Origin of the sequence: Nonomuraea spiralis, from assembly GCF_014648435.1 — a bacterium.
Lineage (GTDB): Bacteria > Actinomycetota > Actinomycetes > Streptosporangiales > Streptosporangiaceae > Nonomuraea > Nonomuraea spiralis.
In genome coordinates this window covers 360,951-384,939 of sequence record NZ_BMRC01000006.1, presented here as the reverse complement: position 1 = coordinate 384,939, position 23,989 = coordinate 360,951, and the positions used below count along the sequence as shown (strand labels likewise).

Below are 23,989 nucleotides of genomic sequence, written 5' to 3'. Positions count from 1 at the left end.
ATAGGGGGGTATCTATGTGTATATTTTCCGTGAGAAGGCGGTAGTAACAGGAGATATTTCATGCCATCGTTCCCCCGGGTGCTGTTCGACGAGGCCCACAGCGAGTCGTGGACCATCCGCCGCGAGGTCGCCGAGACCATCAATCCCGCCCATCCCGACGACAACAGCTACGCGCGCGCCGCCGGCGCGCTGCGCCATCTGGGGCACGAGGTGCTCGCCCACACCGAGGGCGCTCTCACGCACGAGACGCTGTCCGCCCATGACGTCCTGGTGATCGCCCACCCGTCGGGCGACCGGTGGGAGCGCACCACCGGCCAGGGCAGCCCGGTCTTCGCCGCCGCCGAGCTGGACGCGGTCGAGTCGTTCGTGGCCGAGGGCGGCGGGCTCGTGGTGCTGGCCGAGGAGGAGCAGGACAAGTACGGCAACAACCTCGCCGACCTGCTCGCCCGCTTCGGCGTCGGCGTCGGCCACACCACCGTGCGCGACCCGAGGAACGCCCATCGCGAGGTCGCCACCTGGGTGCTCGCCGAGCGCGCCACGGGCGACGGCGTGCTGGCCGGTGTGCAGCGGGCCTGCTTCTACCGCTCCGGCGTGCTGACCGCGCCCGAGCATGGAACGGTCCTGTTCGCCACCTCGGCCACCGCCGACCCGGCGGGCGCGCCGCTGGCCGTCGTACTGCGGCACGGCAAGGGCCGGGTCGTCGTGTTCGCCGACTCCGACCTGTTCGGCGACGACTCGATCGAGGACTACGACCACCGCACCCTGTGGGGCAACGTGGTCACCTGGGCCGCCCGAGTACCCGGCGGTGACGAGGCCGCCGGAACCCGGGACGAGGCCAAGGCCGCCCTGTTCGCCCGGCTCAAGGCGGCCGTGGAGGAGCTGCGGCCGCTGCAGGTCAAGGACGGCTCGGTGCCGGAGGAGAAGGAGCGGGCCAAGGCGCTGGTCGCCGAGATCGGCCGCTGCGTGGGCGAAATTTCGCCTTATTTCGCCCATGACGCCGCGTACCTCCAGGCCGTCCAGAACGACCTGGCCGCGTGGGTCGAGCAGGACCTCGGCGTGCCCGACTTCCTGGACGCCCTGAACCTCTTCCACCCCGACACCCAGCGCGTGGACGGCCTGGAGCACGTCGTCGTGTTCCCCATGTACACCCAGAACGGCAACCTCACCCGCAACATCGAGGCCGTCTGGATCCGGACGATCTGGCCCGACTGGCTGGCCCGGCTGGAGGCGGGCGGCTACGACAACCCGATGTTCGTGCCGATCGCGTTCGAGGACTTCACCTCCGGCTACGAGACCCACTCGGCCGTGTTGTTCCCCGAGACGGTCGCCGTCCGGACGACGCCCGAGCGCTTCACCTGGGGCGGCATCTTCGCCGACCGCGAGTCGGCCAGGTTCCGCCGGGTCTCGGCGGCCGCCGCCGCCACGCTGCGGCTCGACCTGCCGCCGGACGCCGCCCGGCTGCTGGACTCCCAGCAGCTCGCCCAGGACACGTTCGTGTTGTGGGACCTGATCCACGACCGTACGCACAGCCACGGCGACCTGCCGTTCGACCCGTTCATGATCAAGCAGCGGATGCCGTACTGGCTGTACTCGCTGGAGGAGCTGCGCTGCGACCTGACCGCGTTCGGCGAGGCCGTGGAGCTGGAGGGCAAGGGCGTCCCGCACGCCCGGTACGTGCAGCTCGCGATCCTGTTCGACCGGCTGTTCCGGTTCCCGGTCACCGGTGACCGGGTGCGCAACTACGACGGGCTCGGCGGCCAGCTGCTCTTCGCCTACCTGCACCGCAACGACATCGTGCGCTGGACCGACAACCGCCTCACGATCGACTGGGAGCGCGTCGCCGACGGCGTGGCCGACCTGCGGGGCGAGGTCGAGAAGTTGTACCGCGACAGCATCGACCGGTCCAAGCTGGCCCACTGGCTGGCCGCGCACGAACTGGTCAGCGCGTACGTCCCGCCGGCCCCTGGCTCGGTGTGGGCCAAGGGCGTCCAGGCGCTGCCGGAGGAGCAGAAGGCCAAGGTGGACGCGGTGCTGCCGGACGAGTTCCCGCTCAGCATGTTCTACGAGGCCCTGCGCCGTAAGCTGACGGACGTGGTCGATTCGACTAAGGGGATCCGCGCATGATCATCCTGGTGACGGGGGCCGGCGGCCCCACCGGAGAGGCAGTCTCCGAGCACTTCCGCAAGCAGGGTCACACCGTGATCGGTGTCGACAAGCAGGACGTCGATCTGCTCGACCGCGCGGCCGTACAGGATCTGGCCGCGCGGATCGACGCCGAGCACGGCCGTGTGGACGGTGTGGTCCACCTGGTCGGCGGCTGGCGCGGCTCGCGCACCTTCGCCGACACCCGCCTGGAGGACTGGGACGACCTGCACGACCTGCTGATCCGTACGCTCCAGCACGTGTCGCTGGCCTTCGAGCCGCTGCTGCGCAAGAGCGACAACGGCCGGTTCGTGATCGTCTCGGCCAAGGCCGCCGAGCGCCCGACCGCGGGCGGTGCGGCCTACGCGGCGGCCAAGGCGGCCTCGGAGGCGTGGACGCTCTCCCTGGCCGACGCGCTGTCGGGCACCGACGCGGCGGCGGTCATCCTGGTGGTGAAGGCCCTGGTCAACGACGCGATGCGGGCCGCGAAGCCCGAGGCGAGGTTCGCCGGTTTCACCGACGTCGGCGACCTGGCCGAGGCGATCGCCGGTCTCTACGACCGTCCCGCCGCAGACATCAACGGCACCCGATTGGACCTCACTTCTTGATCCCCCGGCACGACCCCCAGCTCAAGGCGTTCGCCAGCGACAACTACGCCGGCGTGCACCCCGAGATCCTCCAGGCCATCGTCCAGGCCAACGGCGGTCACCAGATCGCCTACGGCGACGACGTCTACACCGAGGCGCTGCGCCAGGTCTTCCAGCGGCACTTCGGCGACTCGGCGCAGGTCTGGCCGGTCTTCAACGGCACGGCGGCGAACGTCGTCTCGCTGCGCTCGATGACCGCCCACTGGGAGGCGGTCATCTGCGCGGAGAGCGCCCACATCCACACCGACGAGGGCGGCGCCCCCGAGGTGGCGGGCGGCATCAAGCTGCTCACCGTGCCCACGCCCGACGGCAAGCTCACCCCCGAGCTGATCGACCGCCAGGCGTGGGGCTTCGGGGACGTGCACCGGGCCCAGCCCAAGGTGGTGTCCATCTCCAACACCACCGAGTGGGGCACCCTCTACACGCCCGAGGAGATCGCGGCGATCTGCGCCCACGCGCACGATCTCGGCCTGCTCGTCCACCTCGACGGCTCGCGCCTGACCAACGCGGCCGCCGCGCTGGACGTCCCGATGCGGGCGCTGACCACCGACGCGGGGGTCGACGTGCTCTCCTTCGGCGGCACCAAGATCGGCCTGCTGTACGGCGAGGCCGTCGTGGTGCTCAACCCGTCGGCGGCCACCGGCGTCGACTACATCCGCAAGACGTTCATGCAGTTGTCGTCCAAGATGCGGTTCGTCTCGGCCCAGTTCGAGGCGCTGCTGTCGGGCGACCTGTGGTTGCGCAACGCGCGGCAGGCCAACGCCATGGGGCGGCGGCTGGCCGAGGCCGTGTCGCGCATCCCGGGCGTCACGCTGCCCCGGCCCGTGGAGGCCAACGCGGTCTTCGCGATCCTGCCCAAGGACGTGACCGAGCGGCTGCAGAAACGCTTCCGCTTCTACACCTGGAACGAGGCGACCGGCGAGGTGCGCTGGATGTGCGCCTTCGACACCACCGAGGCCGACGTGGACGCGTTCGCGGCGGCGGTCGCCGAGGAGATGCGAGCCTGACCTGAGGTCAGCGGGCGTGCCGCTCCGCCTGGGTGGCCAGGCGGGCGGCCTGCCAGCCGCCCATGCCGTGCACGGCGGGCCCGGGCGGCGTCGAGGCCGAGCAGAGGAACACCCCCGGCAGCGGGGTGCGCCACGGCGCGGGCGACCAGACCGGCCGCCTCAGGAACTGGGCCAGGCTGTTGAGCCCGCCGCCGATGTCGCCGCCGACCAGGTTGGGGTTGACCGCCTCCAGGTCGGCGGTGGTCATCGTGTGCCTGGCCAGCACCCGGTCACGGAAACCCGGGGCGTGGCGCTCGATCTGGTCCTCGACGGCGTCCGTCAGGTCCGCGGTCGAGCCGTTGGGCACGTGGCAGTAGGCCCACAGCGTGTGCCCGCCCCTGGTCGGATCGGCCGCGTACGGCTGCACGGCCAGCACGTACGGGCGCATCGAGTGCCGTCCGGCGGCGACCTCGGCCTCGGCCACGGCGATCTCCTCCAGCGTGCCGCCGAGGTGCACGGTCGCGGCCCGGCCGACCTCCGGGTCACGCCACGGCACCGGCCCGTCGAGCGCCCAGTCCATCTTGAAGACGCCGGGCCCGTAGCGGTAGCGGCTCAGCGCGCGGCGGTACCGGGGAGGCAGGTCGGCCATCGCGAGGAACTGCCGGGGCGTCACGTCGAGCACCACCGTACGGGCGTCGAGCTCGTCGAGCCGCTCCACCCGGTGACCGGTGACCGCCTGGCCGCCCAGCGACCGGAGCTCGGCCACCAGGGCGTCGGCCAGCACTTGGGAGCCGCCTCGTACCAGCGGCCAGCCGACCAGGTGCGCCAGCGCCCCGAGCGCCAGCCCGTAGCCGGCGCTGGTGGGGGAGCGCAGGTCGAGCATCGAGTGCGCGGCCAGCCCGGCGAGCAGCGCCCGGCCCTCCACCGTACGCAGCGCGCCCCGGGCCAGCACCGTGGCCGGCAGCAGGGCCGCGGCCCCGAACCTGGCGGCCCGAGCGAACTCGCGCGGCGTGGCCCGCCACGGCCCGAGCGGGCTGAGCAGCAGTTCCATGAGCGGGAACCCGGCCCGCGCCGCCGCCCCGACCGTCGCCTGCCACACCCGGCCGTCCCTGCCCAGCCCCTCGGCCGTACGGGCGGCGTCGCGGTGCAGCAGCACGGCCGGACGGTCGTCGAGCGGATGGGCCAAGGCCACCGGCGGATGGACGAACTCGACCCCTTCGAGGCGGAGCGCCCGGAACGCCGGGGAGGCCAGCGTCATCGCCATCACGGTGGCCCCGAGGTCGTGCACCCGGCCGGGGAGCGTCAGCTCGCCGGAACGCAGCCCGCCGCCGAACCGGTCGCCCGCCTCCAGCAGCAGCACCTCGCGCCCGGCGCGGGCCAGCATGACCGCGGCCATCAGCCCGTTGGGGCCCGATCCCACGACGACGGTCTCGGCCCTTGCGGTGATCACGGCGTCGCGGGGGTCAGGAGGCCAGGATCGACGGGTAGGGCTGCGCGCCGCGCTGCTTGAGCAGATCGGTCATCAGCTTGATCTCGCCGCTCTGCCCCTGGACGATCTTCTGGGCCATGCTGACCACCTCGTCCCGCTTGGACAGCTTCAGCAGCCCCTCGGCCATCTCCACGCCGCCCTCGTGGTGGCGGATCATGAGCTGGAGGAACAACACCTCGGCCTGGGCGCCCTGCAGCTCCTTGAGCTTGGCCAGCTCCTGCGGCGAGGCCATGCCCGGCATCGCGCCCGGCGCCGTGGGCGTGGCGCCGTGGCCGTGGCCCGCCATCCACGCCATCGGCCGCTGGTCGGTGGCCTGGCTGAGATCCCACTGCTGCAACCAGCCCTGGAACATGCCGCGCTGGTTGGACTGCGTGGTGATGATGTCGAAGGCGAGGTTCCTGATCTCTCTCGCCGGGTTCTTGTCGCGCACGACGAACGCCATCTCCACGGCCTGTGCGTGATGCGTGGCCATGTCGCGGGCGAACCCGGCCTCGGGCGAGGAGTCGCCGGGTGTGCCGTCCCTGCCGAACAGCAGGAACGCCGCGGCGACGAGCACCAGCACGGCGCAGACGATCAGAACGGGTTTTCTGGCGGACTTTTCCATGGCCAGTCCAGCGTACCCACCCCCCGCGCAAGCTGTGATCCGACGCTTATGCGCCACCTACAAGCCAGCCACCCGCGTGCAAACGCCAGTCTAAGCAGCACGTTGCTCACCCGCATACAGAACACTTAAACCGCCTATCGGCGGTCTTAGTCGGCGTCCGGATCCGGGCCCACGAACGAACCCAGGTTCGGCCTCGTGTACACGTATCCCCGATCGCGGAGACCGGCCATCGCCTTGCGAACCGTCACCTTCGCGACCCCGAACTCCTCGATCAGATCGCGTTCGGTTATGCGGCGCCCGGGAGGGTAGAGGCCGGACTCGACACGCTGCCCGATAACCCTCACGATCTGCTCCCACCTGGGCAAATCGTCCCGCCACATGATCATGACGAGAGCGTAGGGGCTCACGCCAGCACCCCCGTACGCAAGAGGCCGCACGCGGGCGCACACGGGCGCATAGGTACCTATAGACCGGGGTAGACCAAAGCGCATGGTGGGGCCGGGTCGGCGTCACACGACCGGTCCCACCATCCCTCAGATGTCGCCGCCGGCCTTCCGGTCAACGACGAACGTGCCGCGTCCACGGACCGCCATGAGCAACCCCTCGTCGCGCAGAATCTTGACCGCGCTGCGTACCGTGTCGCGGCCCAGCTCGTGATCGTGCATCAACCGCTGCTCCGTCGGGATCGGCCTGTTCGGCGGGAGAGTGCCGTCCTCGATCTGAGCTCGCAGAAGGTTCGCGAGCTGGACGTACAGAGGTGTCGGCCCGTCGTGGTCGATCGTCATGGCCATGGACCGTAGATGTCCCCCAAGATGGTCCATCAGCCGCCCACGTTTGCCTTCAGGGGCAGACGTTGGGAAACGTTTGGTCTAGCCTTGCGGTGCAGGGCCACTCATGAGTCGGGCCCGGCCTACGGCGTTCGCGCGCCAGGCTCGGGCCCTGATCGCACACTGGAGGTGCGACCTATGCGACAGCCTACGGGCACGCCCAGCCCCGCCCAAACCCCTCCCGGTCTCCCCCAAATCCCCTCCTGCGACGTCCAGCTCGACGCCGACGGCCAGCTGCTCGTCACTCACCGCGCGACCGGCGAGGCCGCGGTCGCGGCCGACGAAGAGCACGCGGTCATCGCCGGGATGATCCTGCGGATCCTCGCCGCCTGGAGGCCGCGGCCGTGAACGAGGAAGAGACCGCCGCCTACGGCGAGCAGCTCACGCGGCGCCACACGCCGATCGCAGCAGGAGACCTGTGATGGGCTTCCTGTTCTGCCTGGCATGCGGGGCCACCGTCGAGGAGAACGCCGACGGCGACTGGGAGAGCGCAACCGGAACTGCCTGCCGCAAGCGCACAGACGGCCACCTGGTCGAGCAGGTCATCCCGGACCCGGAGGGACCGGCGTGATTGGCCTCCGCTACATCCTCGACGACTGGGCACCCGACATGGACAGCTGGTCGTGGCAGATCAACGTCGACAACGAGGGCAATTGGCGGCTGACCCAGCACGGACTTCGCCGCACTCGCACACCATGGCGGCCGGCGAACGAGATGGACGCCTACGCCGTGGTTGTCATCCTCTACGAGCTCAACCAGGCCGGCGAGGTGCCCATCCCTGACGCGATCGCCGCCAAGACGGACAAGGCCGACCAGGATGCGCTCCTACTGAATTTCCAGACGCAAGGCTTCGGCATCCTGCTCCGACACCTGCTGCGCTGACGCGGCACCGCCCCCGTAAACGAAGAAGGCCCGGCCAGCGCGCCAACGCCGGCCGGGTTCTTCCAGCCCAGACACCAACTCTCCTTGGAGTCCAGAACCATGCACGACCCTACGATTACGCCCACCGCTGCGCCAGCCTTACAGGCGAAGCCGCCCGCACGGTGGCCCCTCATCCTCCTCGCCCTCCCCGCCGGCGTCGCCACCTGGTCCGGCTGGGTCGGGCTCGGCGAACGCACCGGGTTCGGCGTCGTCAAACCGCTGCCCGGCCTGCTCGACACCTTCGAGATCAACACGGCGATCACCCTGCCAATCGGCGTCGAAACGTATGCGGCCTACGCGCTCGGCGCGTGGCTGAACCGCTCCCCCCGCATCTCGGCCAGCACGCGCAGGTTCGCGAAGTGGTCCGCGATCGGGAGCTTGCTGCTCGGCATGCTCGGCCAGGTCGCCTACCACCTGCTGGAGCAGGCCGGGATCCAGCACGCCCCCTGGCAGGTGACCACCGTCGTGTCCGCACTCCCCGTCCTGGTGCTCGGCATGGGCGCCGGCCTCTCCCACATGATCGCCAGAGACCTCCATGCACCCGACGAGGTGCACGCACCCGAGCCCGTACCTGAACCGGCCGCCGAGCCGGAGCCAGACCCGGCGGCGGAGCAGGCGGTCGCCGAGCTGATCGCATGGACGCACCGCGTCGGCGACGGCCTTCCGCCCATCCCGGCCGGGGTCGAGGTGCGCGCACCCGAAGGCGCACCTGAGATGGACCCGCTGTGCACCTCCGCAGGTCAGCACTACCGTGTGATGCTCGCTGCGGGGAAGGTGCCGTCGGTGCGGCAGCTGAAGAAGGAACTGCGGATCGGCCAGGACAAGGCCAAGCAGGTGCACGCGCACCTGACCGCACTTGCCGACACCCGGACCCTTCCTCTGGAAGTGGCGTCATGACGGCGGCCGACACGTTCGAGCGCCCGCAGACGCCGCCGGACTTTTGGTCCGGGCCTACGCGCACCCGGCGTGTACTCCGGACGTTGCGGCAGGGCAAGTACGGGCGTCGCACGGCCAAGTTCTCCTTCAGGTGCGCCGCCGCCCCGGTCGCTGGGACCACGCTGCTGGCACAGGCCGGGTGGCGGTGGATCCGGGCCGACGACTACGCGGCGACCGACGACCTGATCTTCCGGGAGCGGGTGCGGACTCGGCGGCGCCGTCAGGCGTGGATGGCCGGCCTCACCTACCTGGGCGGGACGGTCGCGGCGACCGCCTGGTGGGACACGCGCGCGCCCGCGCTCGCGGCCGCCGCCCTGGCCGCGGTCGGCACCGCGGTCGAAGTACGTAGGCGGGTGAAGGACCGGCCGCTCCCGTTCAAGCTGCCCGGCAGGAAGGGCGGCACGCCGCAAGAGAATCAGGTGGTGCGGGCGGCGATCGACGCCAAGCTCGGCCGGGTCGAGGGCATGAAGTTGGCGTCGCCGGTGCTGACGGAGGATGGCGGCTGGTCGACGATCCTGCAGCTGCCGCCCGGCCAGCGTGCCCGCCACGCCTTGGGGAAGGAGGCCGACTTCGCCAGCGCGCTCGGCGTTGGAGAGAGCCAAGTCGTGTTCGAGTTGCTGCCTGAGCATGCCGGCCGCCTGGCCATCTTCGTGGCCAAGTCCGACCCGTTCCTCAAGCTGTACCCGTCGCCGCTGATCGGCCGCACCGAACCCTTGGACTTCTGGGCGGGTGTCCCGGCCGGCGTGAACGGCCGCGGCCGGGCCGAACGGCTCCGCCTGGTCGACGCCTCCCTGCTCGTCGCCGGCGAGCCGCGGGCCGGGAAGTCGGCGGCCGTGAACGGCATCATCGGCACGGCCGCGCTCGCCGTCACCCCGAAGATCCACCTGTTCGACGGGAAGGGGGCCGGGGATCACCGGCCGTGGCGGAAGATCGCTCACACGACGGTGAAGCGCAACGCCCAGGGCCTGCTCGCCCACCTGCGCAAGATGCAGGCACAGATGGAGCGCGTCTTCGACATGCTCGACGAGGCCGGCGGCAGTACGAAGCTCACCCCCGAGTTGTGCCGCCAGTTCGGCGTCGACGTCGAGCTGACGGTGGTGGACGAGACCCGCTACTACGTGACCTCCCCGCACGGCGCGGAGATCGTGGAGGCGATGGTGGACATCGCGTCCCGGGGCCCGGCGGCCGGGATCCTGCTCGTGCTGGCGACGCAGCGGATGACGACCGACGCCATCCCCGGGCCGTTGAAGGGTGTGTGCTCGCTGCGGTGGGCGATGCGCTGCCCCGACACCACCGCGAGCAACGCGGTGCTCGGGCAGGGCGCGGCCGGCGCCGGATACAACGCCTCCGAGATCCCGCGCTCGCACCGCGGTGTCGGCATCCTCGACGCCGACGGCTCCGACCCGGTCAAGATCAGGAGCTACTTTCTCGACGACGCCGGCACCGACCTCCAGGACCTGGCCGCGGTCGCGTACGAACTGCGGCGCGCAGCCGGAACTCTCCCGCCCGCCGAGCAGGAAGCCGCGACGGATCCGGTCGAGGAGATCCTGGCCGCGTTCGGCGACGCCGACCGGATGCACACGGCCGACCTGATCGAAGCGCTCGGTGCGGGCTGGACGGCCGGCCGTGTCGCCCAGGTCCTGAAGCCGCACGGGGTCACGCCGGGCCAGGTCGTGATCGACGGCGTCAACCGCAACGGCTACCGGCGGACCGACCTCGAAGCGCTCTTCGTCGCCGCCTGACCGAGGTCTATCCGGCCTCTACCGGCCGCGCCGGGTCTACCTCGCCTCTACCCGCTCCCACCTGCGAGGTAGGGGCGGTAGACCCGTCCGACCGCCCCTCAACTTGACTCTCTCCGGGCCTTGAAGGAGCCGTCATGGAGCTCGCCATCATCACCCTCACCCTGCTCGTCATCTACCTGGTCTGGGACCACTACCGGCATCCGAAGAAGGCCTGCCCTCGGTGCGTCGGGTCGGGCCGGAAGACGTCGCGGTGGAACGGCAAGGCGTACGGGCTGTGCCGGCGCTGCCGGGGGAAGGGCGAGGTGCGTCGGTAGGGGGGTGGCGCCCGGGTCGCTTCCCCACGCACCGGGCGCCACGCCTCTCAGGCTACCCATGCCGCCCCCTCTCCCTCTTCCCTTAGAAGAATCGAGCACATACTAGGTGTGAACCTCCCAGCCCCCCTGCGCGTCCCATGGCTCATGAGCAACGGTTCGACTCTAGAAATCACTACAGCCGGGATCATCGCAACATGCGCCCTGTTCTTCACGGTGGGCACGTTCTGGTGGATGAATGTACGGCAAGGTCGCCTACGCTCCTTCGCGCCACACACCTTTTCGGCGGCCATAAACAAGGAAAGGTTGCAGCTACGCCTCCCTTTGGTGTTCTACAACACTGGGGCCAAACCCATCGTTGTGACGGATTTGCGGATTCGATGGTTAGGCGAAGATGGAACACTGGTCGGCGTGCTCTTCTGGCACAGCACGCGCTCTCAACTGAAGCCGGAAAAGCCTGATGGCCACGAGTTCCCCGCCGTGTTCTCTCTGGAGGGCCGCAAGGCGCAGCAGCTGTTTGTGGAGTTCTGGATGCTCTGGGATGAGGTCCGAGTGCAACGCATGGATTACAAGATTCAAGTCCAAGTTAAGTTGGGCCACAAAAGCACATGGGCCGAACTCCTGGAGTTTACTCTCCACGGGGGGCGAATCCTCCACCCGGAAAACTTCATCACCTATAGCAATGATCCAGAATATCCAGTCCACCCTCATGATTTGCAGCTTGCAGAAAAAGCCTGGAAGAAACTCGACGAGCGATCAGCGTAAACAAGAAAGGCTGGCCCCCGCCTCCTCAATGAGGAAGCGGGGGCCGTTTCGTGTCGAACTATCGCTGACTGGACGGGAGGTCTGGCCGGGCCGTGTGCCGGGCCCGCCAGCCGGCCACCCACGACAGGGCGGTCGGGATCAGCGGGATGGTGACGGCCTCCAGCCAGTCGGGGAGGACCTCGATGAGGCTGTGGTCGGCGTCGACGGCCTGGAGGACCGCGGTGGCGGCCACGCTGCCGACGAAGGTGCCGAACGCGGCCCACTTCACCTTGGTCTCGGTGGGCGGCTTGCTGTAGCTGACGGGCTCTCCGTGCACGGGTCCTCCTCAGGACGTGGGGGTGGGAGACGGGGCGGGGGTGACCTTGACGCAGGCGAACCGGGGCAGGCCGGCCGCGTTGGAGCCGTTCGGCTTGCAGGTGGCCGTGTCGCCGCCGAGGCTGATCTCGAAGCCCTTCAGCGGCTTGACGAGCGCGTCGACGCCCGATCGGCTGTAGAAGGTGACCTTCCGCTCTGTGCTCTTGCAGCCGCCGTTCACGCTCTTCGCCAGGTTGTTGCGCTCGAGCACGCGGAGGTATCCGGTGCTCTTGGAGACGCAGCCGCCGTAGCTCTTGGCGGGCTCCGTCCAGGCGGCGACCGCCGCGGCGGTGCTGGCGCCGACGAGCAGCAGTGCGACGCCGGCCACGAGGCCGACGATGAGCTTCTTCACGGTTTCTCCGATCGGTTGAGGGCTGTCCAGCAGTCGGCGGTCCAGTCGGGGCCGGGGCCGAGGTGGTGCTTGGTCTTGAAGGCGGAGACGAGGGCCATCAGGTCGGGGTCTTCCGCCGTGTACGCCGTGCTGGTCTGGTTGGCGGCGCCGAGCGCCCGCCGCAGCGTGACGACGTGCTCGGAGCGGTCGCCCGGCCGGAGCTCCGGCAGCCGCGGCGCAGCAGGCTGGCGCTTGGCGAGCAGCCGGGCGACGTCGGCCCGAAACGCGCTCATGTCGATCGAGTGCGGGTCCGGTTTGCCACGGTTGACCTCGCGGTGCGCCATCACCCTGGAGGCGGGCAGCTCGTACTCGCGGCAGAGCTCGGCGCACAGCATGCGGTAGGCGAGCAGCTGCACACTGGGCCAGGCTTCGCGGCCGTTGTTCTCAGCCTCGATTCCGATCGACGAGCTGTTGTCGTGGTGCTCGCTCGTGGACGGCGCGTTGTGCCAGCAGCGGCCCGCCGCCACCACGAATATCGTGCCGTCCCTGCGCAGCCAGAACTGGGAGAGCGGCCCGTCGAGGCCAGGGCGTCCGTCGCGGACGATGTGCATGTCGTCCCGGCCGGCGGTGTGGTGGCAGACGACGCCCTCCACGCACGGCTGCGGGCCGTGGCCGCGCGTCTTCCAGCCGTCGACCTCGACGACGGGGAAGCCGGTCCGGCGGGCGATGGTGGCGAGCCTGGTAAGCCAGGGCATGATCAGGCTCCTCTGGTCGCGATGAACGAGATGACGGCCAGGACCACGCTGATGATCGACACTACGGCGGCCAGGGACGGGAGGGGCCACCGGCTCCGTTCGAGAGCCCGGATGCGGGCCTCATGGTCGGCGGCGTCTTTCACCAGCTCTCCGTGCGCCTGCGCGACCTGGGCGACCTCACCGCGAACACCGTCGATTTTGCGGTCCGTCTGCAGGAGCTGGTCGTAGATCTCTCTCGCTCCGATGGTGACGGGGCCGAGCGGGTCGAGCTGCGTCACAGGGCGCGCTCCGTTCATGGGTTGGATGGGTGGAGGGATGGGCCGCCCGCGCTCCCTTGGGGGCGACAGCGCGAGCCCGCGCGGGCGGCCAGTTCAGGTGTCGATGACGTCGCCGCCGCGCAGCGACGAGATGAGATCCATCAGGTCGGAGCGCAGATCGACGACGTCGCCTCTCAAGGTGTTGTAGTCGGAGCCGACCACCGTGGCGCCGTTGGACAGGATGGGGGCGTCGATCGTGTCGGCGTCGGGCACCGGGCTTCCTTGCGGCGGGAACAGCAGCGGCACCGCCCCCGCGGTGCTGGTCGCCCACAGCCGTCCGCCCTGGCTGTAGATGTGGGTTTTGCCGGCGGGCGGGGTGGGTGGCGTGGTCCGGTCGGTGAAGATCCACCCGGCGGACGCCTCGATAAGGGCGGGCCGGCGCGCGGTCGAGCCCTGCGCGGTCGCCACATCGCGCTGCAACTCCTTCACCGACTGCCAGCCGGTTTTCGGGATCGACTCCATTACTCGACCACCTCGGTCTCCTCGATGATCAGTTCGGCCTCGTCCTTGCCGTTCTCTCGGCCGACGGGGGTGATGCGCATGCCGATGATGCGGTGACGCTCGTGGTAGCCCGGCCCCGATCCGACCTGGTAGAACCATTCGTTCGTCATGGAGAACGTGGCGTGATCGCCCAGGCTGGCCGGTGAGATGGTGGGGTTCTCGCCCAACAGGACGGTCGCCTTGAACACGCTGGGGACAGCGGAGCGGGCCGCCCACGACGCCGCGTACTCCTCCAGCGTCTCGACCTGGTTGACGCCAGGCCGGTCGACGGTGCGGTCCTGGCGGGGGTGTCCGGCCGCCAGGTACGCGGACGCTTCGTGCACCGTGGACATGAGCGGCACGGCCTCGACGGAGGCATCCGTTTGCGGGGTGTCGCCGCGGGCGCGCCACCGGTTGCCGCCCCGCTTGGGGGTGCGTTCGATGCCCCAGTCGAGGATGTCGCCACCCTCGAACGACTTGCTGAAGTAGTGGGCGGCGTCCGGGTCTCCCAGGTTGGGCGCGGCCCATCGCCAGTGCCGTTCCAGGCCGGCCGGACCGAGCTTGGTGAGGATGTGCCACTCGAATCCGTTGATCACTTCCGACAGCTCTTGGAGGCGCTGGCCGACCTTGGCCTGCTCGCTGGCCTTGTAGTGCCGGTCGCGTAGGGTGCCGGACGCTCCTGCTTGGAGGATGAGGCCGATGTCGGAGCGCGGATCGGACTGCATGTACTCCAGGAGCTGGCGGGCGATCTCGATCTGGTCTTCGCCCTCGAAGTCGAGGTCGTCTTGGATCTCCACGCACATCAGGTAGTCGTCGAGGGTGGCGCCGCGCAGTTGCAGGACGGGCACCTGGCGGCGTTGCTGGCCGACGTAGGAGCCGTTGATCCAGAAGCTGCCCCACGGGTCCCCTGCCCGGTACACGTCGCAGGTGATGACGCCGGGTCCGCGGGTGAGGTCGGCGGGGTCGCGGGGGACGAGCTGGTGGGCGAGCCGTGCGATGTCCGGGCTGGTGATCGGCAGCTCGGCGGAGAACTGGCCCGGCGAGATGTTGCCGCGGTTGATGCGGTGCTCGAACGACACCTGGCGGAGCGCGAAGTGGTCGATCAGTTCGCCGGTCAGCACGTGCCGGAACTCATACACGTACAGGGCGTCTCCGACGCCGGGCAGCAGCGGCGGCACCGGGTCCGGGGTCGGCTCCTGATCCGCAGACGCGAACGAGATGGTGATGCCGATCGGGCTGAGCCCGGTGTCGTCCGGGTCGACGTCGAAGATCTTCTCGCCGCTGCCGGTGGAGGAGTTGAGCTGCCGGGTGGCGAGCGCGGCCAGGGCTTGCGCGGCTGGCAGGTGCGTCTGTCGGCGCATCTGGTAGCTGGCGGGCGCCTTGGTGGTCGCTGCCGGGGAGCTCGGGAGTGTGTTCGTCCACGAGGCGGCGATCCGCATCTCCAGGTGGGAGGGTGCGGCGGGGGCGACGGTCGGGGTGGCGATCTGGTCGCCCAGGGTTCCGGCGAGCGCGGTCAGGTCGACCGCGATCCGCGGGCTGATGGTCAGGTCGCTGTCGCGGACGCAGGCGATGATGGTCACGCCTGACGTGCCGAACGTCCAGGTCGCGGGTTCGGCGCCGTTGGCGGTGCGGCGGAGCTGCCGTACCGACACCAGGTCGTTGGTGTCGGACCGCACCACCGACCAGCCCGGCGGCGGGTCGCCGAGCGTACTGTTGGTCACCTGGACGGCCCACAGCACATCCTGGTGGGCCAGGATCGGGGAGGGCCGGTCGACGGTCACGCCGCCGGATGCGGCCGAGCCGATGGAGGAGGAACGGATGTCGGCGGGCATGCTCACCTCCAGCCGGTCATAGCCAGGCGTCGCGGTAGAGGGCGACCGCCGGAATAGCGCCGCCCGAGGCGGCCGTGAACGTCACCTGATTGGCGCCGCGGCGCAGCACGAACGCCCTGATCGGCACGCTGGTGCCGACGAGTTTCCCCGTGACGATCGTGTCCCCGGGCGTGATGTAGGCAACCCTGCGTTTCGGATCGATCGTCAGCCGCTGCCCAGAGGTGACCGTGAGGTTGAAGACGAGCTGGCGGCTCATCGTCGAGTTGACGATGGTCGGGTTGGTCACCGGGCCGTCGATGCGGATGATCGGCCACGTGGACGCGTTGCCGGCGTTCGGCAGTGCGGTGGGGACGCCGAGCTCCAGGTTGATGCCGGTGCGCTCCAGGTTGTAGCGCCTGGGGTCGCTGCAGGTCCACTGCAGGCCGAGCTTGCCCAGGCCCAACCTGAGCTGCTGGTCGTCCGGCAGCGCGAGGTCGTTGATCTTGCCGTAGACGAGGTACGGGGTGCCGAGGTCGTTGATGACCAGCGGCAGTTCTTCCTCGGTCTCCAGCACCGGCAGCGCCTGCTCAAGTGCGTTGACCGCGGCCTCGATCTCTTCCCGGGGCGCGCGGATCAGACTGGTGTAGATGATTGTCCTGCGGGCGAGCAGGGGCCGCACCGACAGTGCCCCGTGCGAGTCGGGGTCGGGCACGTCCTGGGCCTCGTTCGGCGGCCTGGTGCGCCACCCGTCCAGCACCTTCCACCGGTACGCGGTCGTCCTCCCGAGCAGGAAGCCGTTGAATTCGAGCTGGCCAGCTGCCCCGTCCATGGCGTCGCCGGGCCGGATCGGCACCGAAACCACCAGGTCAGGGAACTCGTCGGCGATCTCGAACGCGGCCAGGGTGACGGCCTGGCCGGTGGAGAGAGTCAGGGCCGGGAACTCGTCGGCGATCTCGAACGGGCCAAGCGGCACCGTGGCGTCGGGGGTGGTGACGAGCAGGGCTGGGAACTCGTCGGCGATCTCGAACGGGCCAAGCGGCACCGTGGCGGGGATGCTGAAGCGGCGCCGCCGGTAGATCGCCGACTTGCTGGGGTATCCGCGTCCGAAATGCGCCACCGCGCACCCCCTTCACTACCAGGTGGCGGCGTGGTGCACCGCTGTCAGAGCTTGCAGGATGCGGATCGGCCGGCCTTCGGCTTCGGGTTTGATCTCGGCCGCGCACCACTGCCAGTCGCCGCCCAGCGTTCCCGACGCATTCATGTTGAACGTGACCGTGGCCGGGGCCGGGGTATTGGCGGCCTTGATGACCAGGATTCCCGACCGGGCCGGGGTGGTGATGTTCCACGGTGAGCCGGAGTCGGTCGAGGCGGGCAGGCCGCGGTTGTTGGCGTCGTAGGCGGCGCAGACCCCGCGCGAACCGGCCACGGTGGAGGTGTAGCCGTTGGCGGTCACGTTGTCGTCGACGGTGTTGCCGTTGCCGGTCGCTCCGGCCGGGCTGCCCAGGTCGGCGCCGGTGAGAACGTAGAGTTTCAGTCCGGCCAGCAGGTCTGTGCCGGTCGCTGTGGCGGTGATGTTCGTCAGCGCGGTCGGGTTCGGCGCGGCGTAGATCGCGGCGAACGGCTGGTCGGCGAACACTCGCGACGTCAGCAGCGACCAGGTGCGGGCCGTGCCGCTGTTGGACATGGTCGGTGGGCTGGTGCCGGTCAGCGTTCCTGACCAGCAGGCCACCAGCAGGCTGTTGTCGGGCGGGCTGAAGGCCGCGGTGGTGAGCGCGGTCGGGAACGTGCTGCTGGGGGTGACGACGGTGGCGGGGCTGGTGCCCAGAGCGATCGCCACCGCTACCCGCCATCAGGCAGATCAGCCGTCCACGGCAGACCGCCCAGCTCGTCCTCGATCCGCACCGGGGCCGCGCTGTAGTCGCCCTCGGACGCGCACCGGGCCAGATCAGCCTCGGCCTGCCCCAGCGCCGCCTCCAGGCTCTCGTAGGCGGCCTTGCGCTCGGCGTGCTCGGTCGAGTCGGGCCACCGCCAGAACAGATACACCATGGTCAGCTCCTATTCGTTCTCGGCGATCTCGATGTAGCCCTGGCAGTTGACCGCGGCTGGGGCAGTGCAGCGCAGCGCCAGCCCGTGCCCGGAGGAGTCACGCAGCGGCTCCCGGCCGAGCGGGTACTGCATCAGCAGCGCGCCGCCGGCCGGGTGGATCAGCCACCGTTTGAGCACCGTCAGCACGGTCGGCTCGGCGCTGTAGGCGCGGCCGGCGGTGGCCACCGCGCTGCGCGCCGCGCCGGACACCTGCGCCGGGGTCGGCGTCGCGCCCGGCGTGCCTGCGGTCGCCTGTGTGGAGGCGCACAGCTCGACGGTGACGGGCTCCGCGTTGGCGGTGACGCCGTCGAAGGACACGCTGAGCTCGGTGACCTTGAGCGTGCGCCCGGAGTTGATGACGTTGAGCACGGTCTTGGCAGTGGCTGCGGTCAGCGCGATATCGCCGTTGGTCTCTACCGTGTAAGTGGGCATCGGCCCTCCCGTACATGCGGAAACCCCGCACGCGGGCGGGGTTGAGGTTCAGGTCAGGGTCAGAGGATGGGGCCGACGTGCGCGCGTCGCAGGATGCCGTCGGTCGGCATGCCGACCTCGAAGTCGCCGTCGTTCGTCGGGTAGGACTGGGCGAAGGCGCGCAGCAGGATCGCCACGCCGTCGCTGGCGCGGTAGACGAGCAGGCCCTTGGCAGTGATCGTCGTCTCCGTCCACAACAGATCGTTGACGATCCACCCGGTCTTGCCCGGGGTGGAGACGAGCTCGGCGAAGCTGACGACGACGAGGGCCTGTCCGCCGGTGGTGTAGCCGGGCCCGGACGCCTCTCCTCCCGAGGTGCCGTTCCAGGGCGAGGTCCCGTAGGCGGGGTTGGCCTGGGAGGCGTTCGGGGTGACCGCGTCGGTCCACAGGGCGGCCTTGTAGACGCCGGGCGTGGTGGTGCCCAGGTCCAGGGTGATGTCGGCGTTGTGCCACTTGACCTGGGTGTCCACGAACACGATGTCGCGGGTGATCGACACGTTCGTCTCCTATCCGAGCCGGACGCGGACGTGCTGCCGCTCACGCCCGTCCGGGGCGGTCTCCCGGGTGATGGTGGTGCCGGCCTGGTCGGTCCGCTCCTGGTAGCGGGTGCCGTCCTCGCGGCTGCCCTCGACCACCTGGTCGCGGGTGGCGTTGGTGCGTGTCATCTGCCCCACCGCCTTGGCCCGCAGCTCTTCGGCGTACGACATGTCGGCCATGCCCTCTCCCTTCTCATAGGACGGCCAGCTCGAAGCTGACCCGATCGCCGAGCTTGGTGATGTCGGCTTCTTCGCGGATGGTCGCGTTCGGCATGTTGAAGTTGTTGTTGATCACCGGTCCGGTCCCAGGCTGGGCGGGTGCGGCCGGCGTGTACCCGTCCAGGCCCAGCCCGGCCGTCGCGCCGGTCCTGCCGACGCGGCCAGCCATCGTGCCGAGGCTTCCGAGGCTGGCGGTTGGGCTTCCGCCGGCGGCGGCCTGGGCGCCGGTCACGGCCTGGGAGACGACCATCTGCGCGGCACCTTGTACGGCGGACGTCATGGCCTGCATGCCGACGACGAAGCCCTCCATGGTCATGGTGCCGATGTCGGCCATCACCTGCGAAGGGCTCTTGATCTTGAGTTCTTTCTTGATCGCTCGCACGAGGGCGTCGACGATCTTCTTCATCTCCTTGTCGAGCTCCTTCAGAGACTCCTCAAGCCCCTTCAGGTAGCCCTCACCAGCCTTTTTACCGGTGTCGTACATCGCGTCCGCCGAGCTCTTCCCGAGCTTCTTCGACGCCTTGTCGACGGCGGCCTGCGCCTTGTTCAGCGCCTTGATCTCGCTACCGTCCGAGCCGACCAGCATCTCGGCCCAGGTCGCGCCGCGCTCCACGCCGGCGTCGATGATGTCCTGGATGATCTTCTTGTTCAGGCCGCGCTTCGCCAGGGTGTTGATGTTGTTGGCGAAGTCGTTGATCGCGTGCGCCTTCGAGTTCAGCTCGTTGGCGAGGTCCCCGCCGCCGGCGAAGTCTTCGCTCTTGAGGCCGGTGATGGCCGCCCATTCTTCGGCGCTCCCCGCGACCTTCTTCGCCATCTCCTTCGCATCGGCCAACTTCTGCACGAGGGCCTCGCGCTGGAGGGCGAGATCCTCGAGATTCTTGTTGCCGGTGCGGATGAAATCGATCAAGCCCTCGGCCACGTCTGGCTTACTCGTGAACGCCTTCTTCACGGTGTCGACCATCTTGTCGACGGTCGACTTGACGTTGCCTTCCTCCGACTGCAGGCCCTGGATGAGGCCCTTCACAGTCCAGTGGCCGATCTCCTCGAACACCTTCGACGGGGAGTGGATGCCGAGAGCGTCCTTCGCGGTCTGGACAGCGCCGCTGACGACGTTCTTCGCCGCAGAGGCGAGCTCGGATGCCTTCTGCTGAACCCCGTTGATCATGCCCTGGATCAGATCCTTGCCAGCCTGCAGCAGCCACGTGGCGGCAGAGGAGAAAACGGCCTTGATCTTGGTCGGGATCTCCTTCGCCGACGCCACCAGCTCCGCCGCCTTGGCCACGGCCCCCGATTTGAGCGCCTCCCAGGACTCGAGCGTCTTCGCCTTCAGATCGGCCCAGCCGGACGAGAAGAAGCCCCCGATCTTGCCCGGCACGGACTCGAGCCACGACACCAGCTCGGACGCCTTCTGCGTCGCCCCGGACTTGAGCCCTTCCCAGGACTCGATCGTTTTCGCCTTCAGATCGGCCCAGCCGGACGAGAAGAATTCGCCGATCTTGCCTGGGGTTTCGCCGACCCAATCGGCGATCTCGCCCGCTTTCGTGCTCAGCCAGTCGCCGATGTCGTCCCAGATCTCCACGGTGGTGTCTTTGACGGAGTTCCAGGTATCGGCGAAGAACGGGCCCACCGTTCCGGTGAACCAAGCGCCGACCTCTGCCCATCCCGCGTCCATGTCTGCCGGGGACGGGAACACGGATTTGATCATTTCGAGGGCGACCTCGCCCACGCCTGAGAAGGCTGTCTCCCAGCCGCGCGACCACCGGTCAGCATCCGCTGCTGAGGTGTCGCCGAGTGACTTTCCGGCGGTCTCGACGGCGCCCTTGAAATCACCGACCGAGCTCTTCGCCTTGTCGAGGTTGAGGGCGTTGATGCTACGTGCCATGTCTTCGGCCTTGGTGCCGAACAGCGAGACCGCGAGCTGGCTGCGCTTGGCGGGGTCCTCAACGGCGCCGAGCTTCTCCAGGATCTGCTGCAGCGCCGCCCGCGCCTTGGGGCCGCCCTTCGCGAAGGCGCTGGCCATCTCAGTGGCGTCGAGGCCGAGCGCCTTGAGCGCCTTCTTCGCGGACAGGTCCTTGACCCGGATGTCCAACTCTTTGAGGGCGTCGGCCACGGTGTCGCTGTCGCGCGCGCCGGCCTTGAGCCCCTGGGCCATGAGGCCAAGCGCGTCCTTCGAGTTCAGGCCCAGATCACGGAAGATCGTGCTGTACTCGTTGAAGGTGTCGAGCAGGTCCTCGCTCTTGTTGACGCCCTCCTGCTGGCCCCGGATCAGGACGTCGAACGCGTCCTTGGCGCTGGGTGAGAGGTCGTTGCGCAGCATCTGGGAGACGGCGCGCGTCACCGCACTGACGTCTTCGTCCATCGCCTTGGAGACGGTCAGCGCCTGGGCGGTCATGTCCTTCAGCGCGGAGTCGCCGAGCTTGCCCGCGCCGTCCATGTTCTGGATCACCCGGGCGAGGGCGTCGGTGACCTGCTCGAGGCTCTCGCCGTACGCGTCTGCGTAGAGTTCGCCCGCGATCCTGCCGAGCCGTTCGCTTTCCTTGCCAAACGCTCCGACCTTGACGGCGAGGGTGGCGAACAGGTCCTCGCGCTCCAGAGCGGTCTGAATGCCCTCGATCAGCTTGTCGCCGATCGCTGACCCGACGCCAGCCGCCAGGCCGATCGCGCCGACCTTCAACCCGCCGATCAGGTTGGAGCCGATGTTGGCCATCCGGCCGCCGCCACCCTTACCGCCGCCGCCGTCCTCAACCCCGTCGCCGAACTCCTTGCCGCTCTTCCGCCCCTGCTCGCGGGCCTTGTCTGGAGCGTCCTTCAGCCCGTCCTCCAGGCCGTCGGTCAGCTTCTCGCCCGCTTCCTTGCCGGACTGCTTGGCGACGTCGTCGGCGCCGTCCAGGCCCGCGCGGAGACCGTCCACAGCCTCTTGGCCGCCACGCCGTGCCGGACCGTCGAGGTCGCCGAATGCCTCTTCCATTGCTGCGTCGAGCTCGGCCGCGAACCGGTCGGCTTCGGCGTCCATATCGGTCAGGGAGGCGTTGAGGGCGGCTTCGAGCCGGTCGAGGTCGGCGATCGCCGAGGCGGGGTCGAGGCCGTCGGCGATCGCCTGCTCGATGTCCTTCAGCGACCGGGTGACGGTTGTCTCCATGGACTGCATGGAGCTGGTGGTGGACGACTGCAGGGACCGCATGTCGTTCGCGACGTCTTTGGTGCCGCGCTGGAAGTCCTTGCGGTCGAGCTGGGCGTAGGCGACGAGCTCGCCGACCGTGAGCGCCACGACTCACCCCCTGATCAGTCGTAGTCGTCGAAGGACACGTCGGCCGCGCGTGCGGTGCTGGTGTGCTCTTCGTCCCGGGCGCGGAAGGCGCGGGACAGGCGGGTGCGGGGTTCGGAGAGGAGGCCGATCACGCGGACTCTCAGCCAGTGGCCGGTGCGCTCCCGGAGGAGCCCGGGTTGTCCGAGGTCGATCCCGTAGAGCTGGTGGAGGTCTGCTTCGACGAGCGCCCACCGCTCGAAGATGTCCGCCCAGGTGATGCCTGGCGTCTCCGGCTCGGGGTCGTACCACTCTCGGAGTCCGGTGTCGGGGTCGACGGGTCCTCCGCCGGTGTCTCCGTCGGCTCGTCCGTCTCCGACGTCGACCGTCGTTTTGGGGGTCCGCCCACCCACACCTTCATGGCGGCCTCTTCGCCCTGGACGTGCCAGGAGAGCGCGGTGAGACCGCATCGGCGGACCTGCTCCCAGCCAGCCTTGTCGGCGTAGAGCTCGTCGTAGACGGGGCCGAGGCACCGCTGATAGATCGTCTTCTCGGATCGGTCGTCGACCTCTTCGTCGTCGCCGGCAGCGAAGCGGGCGGACAACCACTCCCACGTCTCCGCGTCCACCGGGGGCACGTAGTACGTCTTCACCTGCCCCCTGGGAAGCGGCACCGGGAGTTCGAGGGATTCGCCGAGGGAGGCGTTCAGCTCGGGAAACTTGGGCATGGCTCGGTACGCCCTTCTGTCAGGCTGCGGGGTTGGTGATGGAGGCGCGCTTACCCTGACCGCTCAGGGTGAAGTTGAACGGCTCCAGCGCGGTCACGCCGCCGCCTCCGCCGCCGTACTGGACGGACACGTTGCCCTGCCACGCGTCCGGGGCGCCGTCACGGCGGTAGTAGCGCACCTCGATGTTGGAACCGACGCCGACCAGGTTGCCGGCGTCGAGGATGGCCTGCTGGCCCGGATCGGCCACGAACGAAGAGGGCGAGGCGGCGTCGCGCTTCCTCTTCCCCTCGCACTCCAACTTCCACTTTCGCTGCGTGACCTGGTCGGATCCCCAGCCGTCGGAGTCGAAGTCGGAGTCGTCCTCCATCGTGGTGTCGATGGTCTCCTTGAACGAGGTCATGCCCTTGACCGGGGTCCAGACGGGCGCGCCGCTGGTGCCGGTGTTGACGTCCAGCGCCCACGCGCTGGCGAGGAGGCTCTGCGTAGCCATGAAGTGATCTCCCTATCCGGGGCGGTTGCTGGTGGGCCGGTGTACGAGCAGGTGGTAGGAGTCGGCCCGCTCCCACCGCTGATTGCCATCCACGCCCATCGGGGCGTTGATCCGGCGCGTGCACAGGAGGATCCCGGCCGCAGGCGCCTGCCAGCTCTGGAGGGCGTCGAAGCAGGCGTCGGCGATGTCGTCGACCACGCGCGGGTCGGTGGTGCCGCGGATGCGCAGCTGGACGCCCTGGGTGCCGTCGGTGTTGACGGGGTCGTCGGCGAACTGGTCGACGCCGTACGCGGCCAGGGCGATGGCCCGGTCCGGGGTCGAGGGGAGCCGGCCGAACACGATCGCGGTCTCCCCGGGCGAGTACGGCGGGCCGGACGGGCGCCAGGCGCCGGCGCCCTGGGCATGCAGCCGTTCGGCGATGGTGGTGATCAGGTCGGTGGTCCAGCTCATCGCAGGGACCGCCGGATCTGGGCTGCGATCAGCTCCTGCATCGTCTGCTGCTCGGCGTCGAAGGGGTCTTCCAGGTATTTCGCCTTGCGGCCCTCGTCGTGGCGGAGAGTGAGGTCTTCGTGCTGGCGAACCGAGTACGGGGTGTCGTAGGAGACGGCCCCGGTCAGCGTGGACTCGTCCACGGACGGGGTGCCGGACCTTTCGAGGGTGCCTTCCTCGTGCGGCACCTCTTCGCGCGACTTCTGGAGGAGGTGCTCCATCGCCACCTTCAGGCCCTTCACGGCGCCCGCCTCCATCGCCTTGTCGATGGGGGCGATGTCGAGCTTGAGCGTGGAACGCTGCGCCACCG

General features: G+C 69.3%; 31 protein-coding genes. 10 read left to right on the top strand and 21 right to left on the bottom strand.

Annotated features, from left to right (window positions below):
• The first annotated feature begins 60 nt into the window (after positions 1–60).
• The 3 genes from IEZ27_RS17645 to IEZ27_RS17635 are packed head-to-tail and all read left to right on the top strand — an operon-like array spanning position 61 to position 3,796.
• Positions 61–2,124 (top strand): DUF6421 family protein, encoded by a 2,064-nt coding sequence (locus IEZ27_RS17645; protein WP_189648195.1) that lies wholly within the window; start codon positions 61–63, stop codon positions 2,122–2,124.
• The gene (locus tag IEZ27_RS17640) at positions 2,121–2,750 is read left to right on the top strand and encodes an SDR family NAD(P)-dependent oxidoreductase (protein WP_189648194.1); all 630 of its coding nucleotides are present in this window, start codon (positions 2,121–2,123) and stop codon (positions 2,748–2,750) included. The genes IEZ27_RS17645 and IEZ27_RS17640 overlap by 4 nt, the downstream gene beginning before the upstream one ends.
• Positions 2,747–3,796, top strand: a complete 1,050-nt coding sequence (locus IEZ27_RS17635) for a threonine aldolase family protein (protein WP_189648193.1) — start codon at positions 2,747–2,749, stop codon at positions 3,794–3,796. Before IEZ27_RS17640 ends, IEZ27_RS17635 begins: the two co-directional genes overlap by 4 nt.
• A 7-nt stretch (positions 3,797–3,803) precedes the next feature.
• Here the strand turns inward: IEZ27_RS17635 and IEZ27_RS17630 are convergent, their stop codons facing one another.
• From IEZ27_RS17630 to IEZ27_RS17615, 4 genes are all read right to left on the bottom strand, one after another.
• Positions 3,804–5,225, bottom strand: a complete 1,422-nt coding sequence (locus IEZ27_RS17630; protein WP_229824070.1) for a phytoene desaturase family protein — start codon at positions 5,223–5,225, stop codon at positions 3,804–3,806.
• Positions 5,226–5,238: 13 nt separating this feature from the next.
• A complete protein-coding gene (locus tag IEZ27_RS17625; protein WP_189648192.1) occupies positions 5,239–5,868 on the bottom strand; it encodes a DUF305 domain-containing protein in 630 nt (209 codons plus the stop codon).
• Positions 5,869–6,014: 146 nt separating this feature from the next.
• Positions 6,015–6,275, bottom strand: a complete 261-nt coding sequence (locus IEZ27_RS17620) for a winged helix-turn-helix domain-containing protein (protein ID WP_229824069.1) — start codon at positions 6,273–6,275, stop codon at positions 6,015–6,017.
• 126 nt (positions 6,276–6,401) lie between these two features.
• Positions 6,402–6,653 carry a GntR family transcriptional regulator gene (locus IEZ27_RS17615; RefSeq protein ID WP_189648191.1) on the bottom strand — a complete coding sequence of 84 codons (252 nt, stop codon included), beginning with the start codon at positions 6,651–6,653 and terminating at the stop codon, positions 6,402–6,404.
• Positions 6,654–6,833: 180 nt separating this feature from the next.
• Here IEZ27_RS17615 and IEZ27_RS17610 point away from each other — a divergent pair, with 180 nt between their 5' ends.
• The 7 genes from IEZ27_RS17610 (at position 6,834) to IEZ27_RS17580 (ending at position 11,370) form a co-directional block, all read left to right on the top strand.
• On the top strand, positions 6,834–7,043 hold the full coding sequence (locus tag IEZ27_RS17610; protein WP_189648190.1) for a hypothetical protein: 210 nt from the start codon (positions 6,834–6,836) through the stop codon (positions 7,041–7,043).
• A gap of 73 nt (positions 7,044–7,116) precedes the next feature.
• Positions 7,117–7,266: a hypothetical protein gene (locus tag IEZ27_RS17605; protein WP_189648189.1), complete on the top strand. Its 150-nt coding sequence runs from the start codon at positions 7,117–7,119 to the stop codon at positions 7,264–7,266.
• Complete coding sequence (locus IEZ27_RS17600; protein WP_189648188.1) at positions 7,263–7,577, top strand: hypothetical protein; 315 nt, start codon at positions 7,263–7,265, stop codon at positions 7,575–7,577. Before IEZ27_RS17605 ends, IEZ27_RS17600 begins: the two co-directional genes overlap by 4 nt.
• Positions 7,578–7,676: 99 nt before the next feature.
• Entirely contained in the window at positions 7,677–8,513 is an 837-nt protein-coding gene (locus IEZ27_RS53945) for a hypothetical protein (protein ID WP_229824068.1), read from the top strand.
• An 83-nt stretch (positions 8,514–8,596) separates the two neighbouring features.
• Positions 8,597–10,294, top strand: a complete 1,698-nt coding sequence (locus tag IEZ27_RS17590; RefSeq protein WP_189648187.1) for an FtsK/SpoIIIE domain-containing protein — start codon at positions 8,597–8,599, stop codon at positions 10,292–10,294.
• 134 nt (positions 10,295–10,428) lie between these two features.
• On the top strand, positions 10,429–10,608 hold the full coding sequence (locus IEZ27_RS17585) for a hypothetical protein (RefSeq protein ID WP_189648186.1): 180 nt from the start codon (positions 10,429–10,431) through the stop codon (positions 10,606–10,608).
• A gap of 144 nt (positions 10,609–10,752) precedes the next feature.
• Entirely contained in the window at positions 10,753–11,370 is a 618-nt protein-coding gene (locus IEZ27_RS17580) for a hypothetical protein (RefSeq protein ID WP_189648185.1), read from the top strand.
• Positions 11,371–11,428: 58 nt separating this feature from the next.
• Here IEZ27_RS17580 and IEZ27_RS17575 read toward each other — a convergent pair whose 3' ends face one another.
• From IEZ27_RS17575 to IEZ27_RS17495, 17 genes are all read right to left on the bottom strand, one after another.
• Positions 11,429–11,686 carry a holin gene (locus tag IEZ27_RS17575; protein ID WP_189648184.1) on the bottom strand — a complete coding sequence of 86 codons (258 nt, stop codon included), beginning with the start codon at positions 11,684–11,686 and terminating at the stop codon, positions 11,429–11,431.
• Between the two features lie 9 nt (positions 11,687–11,695).
• Complete coding sequence (locus IEZ27_RS17570) at positions 11,696–12,076, bottom strand: hypothetical protein (RefSeq protein WP_189648183.1); 381 nt, start codon at positions 12,074–12,076, stop codon at positions 11,696–11,698.
• Positions 12,073–12,810 (bottom strand): peptidoglycan recognition protein family protein, encoded by a 738-nt coding sequence (locus IEZ27_RS17565; RefSeq protein WP_189648182.1) that lies wholly within the window; start codon positions 12,808–12,810, stop codon positions 12,073–12,075. Before IEZ27_RS17565 ends, IEZ27_RS17570 begins: the two co-directional genes overlap by 4 nt.
• A gap of 2 nt (positions 12,811–12,812) precedes the next feature.
• On the bottom strand, positions 12,813–13,088 hold the full coding sequence (locus IEZ27_RS17560; RefSeq protein WP_229824067.1) for a hypothetical protein: 276 nt from the start codon (positions 13,086–13,088) through the stop codon (positions 12,813–12,815).
• Between the two features lie 93 nt (positions 13,089–13,181).
• Entirely contained in the window at positions 13,182–13,589 is a 408-nt protein-coding gene (locus IEZ27_RS17555; RefSeq protein WP_189648180.1) for a hypothetical protein, read from the bottom strand.
• Positions 13,589–15,439 (bottom strand): hypothetical protein, encoded by a 1,851-nt coding sequence (locus tag IEZ27_RS17550; protein WP_189648179.1) that lies wholly within the window; start codon positions 15,437–15,439, stop codon positions 13,589–13,591. Before IEZ27_RS17550 ends, IEZ27_RS17555 begins: the two co-directional genes overlap by 1 nt.
• A gap of 16 nt (positions 15,440–15,455) precedes the next feature.
• Entirely contained in the window at positions 15,456–16,535 is a 1,080-nt protein-coding gene (locus IEZ27_RS17545) for a phage distal tail protein (protein WP_189648178.1), read from the bottom strand.
• Positions 16,536–16,550: 15 nt separating this feature from the next.
• Entirely contained in the window at positions 16,551–17,255 is a 705-nt protein-coding gene (locus IEZ27_RS17540; protein ID WP_189648177.1) for a hypothetical protein, read from the bottom strand.
• A 2-nt stretch (positions 17,256–17,257) separates the two neighbouring features.
• Positions 17,258–17,464: a hypothetical protein gene (locus IEZ27_RS17535; RefSeq protein WP_189648176.1), complete on the bottom strand. Its 207-nt coding sequence runs from the start codon at positions 17,462–17,464 to the stop codon at positions 17,258–17,260.
• 9 nt (positions 17,465–17,473) lie between these two features.
• A complete protein-coding gene (locus IEZ27_RS17530; protein WP_189648175.1) occupies positions 17,474–17,935 on the bottom strand; it encodes a hypothetical protein in 462 nt (153 codons plus the stop codon).
• 59 nt (positions 17,936–17,994) lie between these two features.
• On the bottom strand, positions 17,995–18,471 hold the full coding sequence (locus tag IEZ27_RS17525) for a hypothetical protein (RefSeq protein WP_189648174.1): 477 nt from the start codon (positions 18,469–18,471) through the stop codon (positions 17,995–17,997).
• Between the two features lie 9 nt (positions 18,472–18,480).
• Complete coding sequence (locus IEZ27_RS17520; protein ID WP_189648173.1) at positions 18,481–18,690, bottom strand: hypothetical protein; 210 nt, start codon at positions 18,688–18,690, stop codon at positions 18,481–18,483.
• 13 nt (positions 18,691–18,703) lie between these two features.
• Positions 18,704–21,997: a phage tail tape measure protein gene (locus tag IEZ27_RS17515; RefSeq protein ID WP_189648172.1), complete on the bottom strand. Its 3,294-nt coding sequence runs from the start codon at positions 21,995–21,997 to the stop codon at positions 18,704–18,706.
• A 139-nt stretch (positions 21,998–22,136) separates the two neighbouring features.
• Complete coding sequence (locus IEZ27_RS55810; protein ID WP_446686196.1) at positions 22,137–22,700, bottom strand: DUF7426 family protein; 564 nt, start codon at positions 22,698–22,700, stop codon at positions 22,137–22,139.
• Positions 22,701–22,719: 19 nt separating this feature from the next.
• Positions 22,720–23,190: a phage tail tube protein gene (locus IEZ27_RS17505; protein WP_189648171.1), complete on the bottom strand. Its 471-nt coding sequence runs from the start codon at positions 23,188–23,190 to the stop codon at positions 22,720–22,722.
• Positions 23,191–23,202: 12 nt separating this feature from the next.
• Positions 23,203–23,640: a minor capsid protein gene (locus IEZ27_RS17500; protein WP_189648170.1), complete on the bottom strand. Its 438-nt coding sequence runs from the start codon at positions 23,638–23,640 to the stop codon at positions 23,203–23,205.
• The gene (locus IEZ27_RS17495) at positions 23,637–23,987 is read right to left on the bottom strand and encodes a hypothetical protein (RefSeq protein WP_229824065.1); all 351 of its coding nucleotides are present in this window, start codon (positions 23,985–23,987) and stop codon (positions 23,637–23,639) included. The genes IEZ27_RS17500 and IEZ27_RS17495 overlap by 4 nt, the downstream gene beginning before the upstream one ends.
• Positions 23,988–23,989 lie beyond the last annotated feature (2 nt).

Bases quoted from the DNA above. Each gene is read 5' to 3' on its own strand.
- IEZ27_RS17645 (WP_189648195.1), top strand. From the start codon at position 61: ATGCCATCGTTCCCCCGGGTGCTGTTCGACGAGGCCCACAGCGAGTCG.
- IEZ27_RS17640 (WP_189648194.1), top strand. From the start codon at position 2,121: ATGATCATCCTGGTGACGGGGGCCGGCGGCCCCACCGGAGAGGCAGTC.
- IEZ27_RS17625 (WP_189648192.1), bottom strand. From the start codon at position 5,868: ATGGAAAAGTCCGCCAGAAAACCCGTTCTGATCGTCTGCGCCGTGCTG.
- IEZ27_RS17615 (WP_189648191.1), bottom strand. From the start codon at position 6,653: ATGACGATCGACCACGACGGGCCGACACCTCTGTACGTCCAGCTCGCG.
- IEZ27_RS17610 (WP_189648190.1), top strand. From the start codon at position 6,834: ATGCGACAGCCTACGGGCACGCCCAGCCCCGCCCAAACCCCTCCCGGT.
- IEZ27_RS17605 (WP_189648189.1), top strand. From the start codon at position 7,117: ATGGGCTTCCTGTTCTGCCTGGCATGCGGGGCCACCGTCGAGGAGAAC.
- IEZ27_RS53945 (WP_229824068.1), top strand. From the start codon at position 7,677: ATGCACGACCCTACGATTACGCCCACCGCTGCGCCAGCCTTACAGGCG.
- IEZ27_RS17585 (WP_189648186.1), top strand. From the start codon at position 10,429: ATGGAGCTCGCCATCATCACCCTCACCCTGCTCGTCATCTACCTGGTC.
- IEZ27_RS17580 (WP_189648185.1), top strand. From the start codon at position 10,753: ATGAGCAACGGTTCGACTCTAGAAATCACTACAGCCGGGATCATCGCA.
- IEZ27_RS17565 (WP_189648182.1), bottom strand. From the start codon at position 12,810: ATGCCCTGGCTTACCAGGCTCGCCACCATCGCCCGCCGGACCGGCTTC.
- IEZ27_RS17555 (WP_189648180.1), bottom strand. From the start codon at position 13,589: ATGGAGTCGATCCCGAAAACCGGCTGGCAGTCGGTGAAGGAGTTGCAG.
- IEZ27_RS17550 (WP_189648179.1), bottom strand. From the start codon at position 15,439: ATGCCCGCCGACATCCGTTCCTCCTCCATCGGCTCGGCCGCATCCGGC.
- IEZ27_RS17535 (WP_189648176.1), bottom strand. From the start codon at position 17,464: ATGGTGTATCTGTTCTGGCGGTGGCCCGACTCGACCGAGCACGCCGAG.
- IEZ27_RS17530 (WP_189648175.1), bottom strand. From the start codon at position 17,935: ATGCCCACTTACACGGTAGAGACCAACGGCGATATCGCGCTGACCGCA.
- IEZ27_RS17520 (WP_189648173.1), bottom strand. From the start codon at position 18,690: ATGGCCGACATGTCGTACGCCGAAGAGCTGCGGGCCAAGGCGGTGGGG.
- IEZ27_RS55810 (WP_446686196.1), bottom strand. From the start codon at position 22,700: ATGCCCAAGTTTCCCGAGCTGAACGCCTCCCTCGGCGAATCCCTCGAA.
- IEZ27_RS17505 (WP_189648171.1), bottom strand. From the start codon at position 23,190: ATGGCTACGCAGAGCCTCCTCGCCAGCGCGTGGGCGCTGGACGTCAAC.
- IEZ27_RS17500 (WP_189648170.1), bottom strand. From the start codon at position 23,640: ATGAGCTGGACCACCGACCTGATCACCACCATCGCCGAACGGCTGCAT.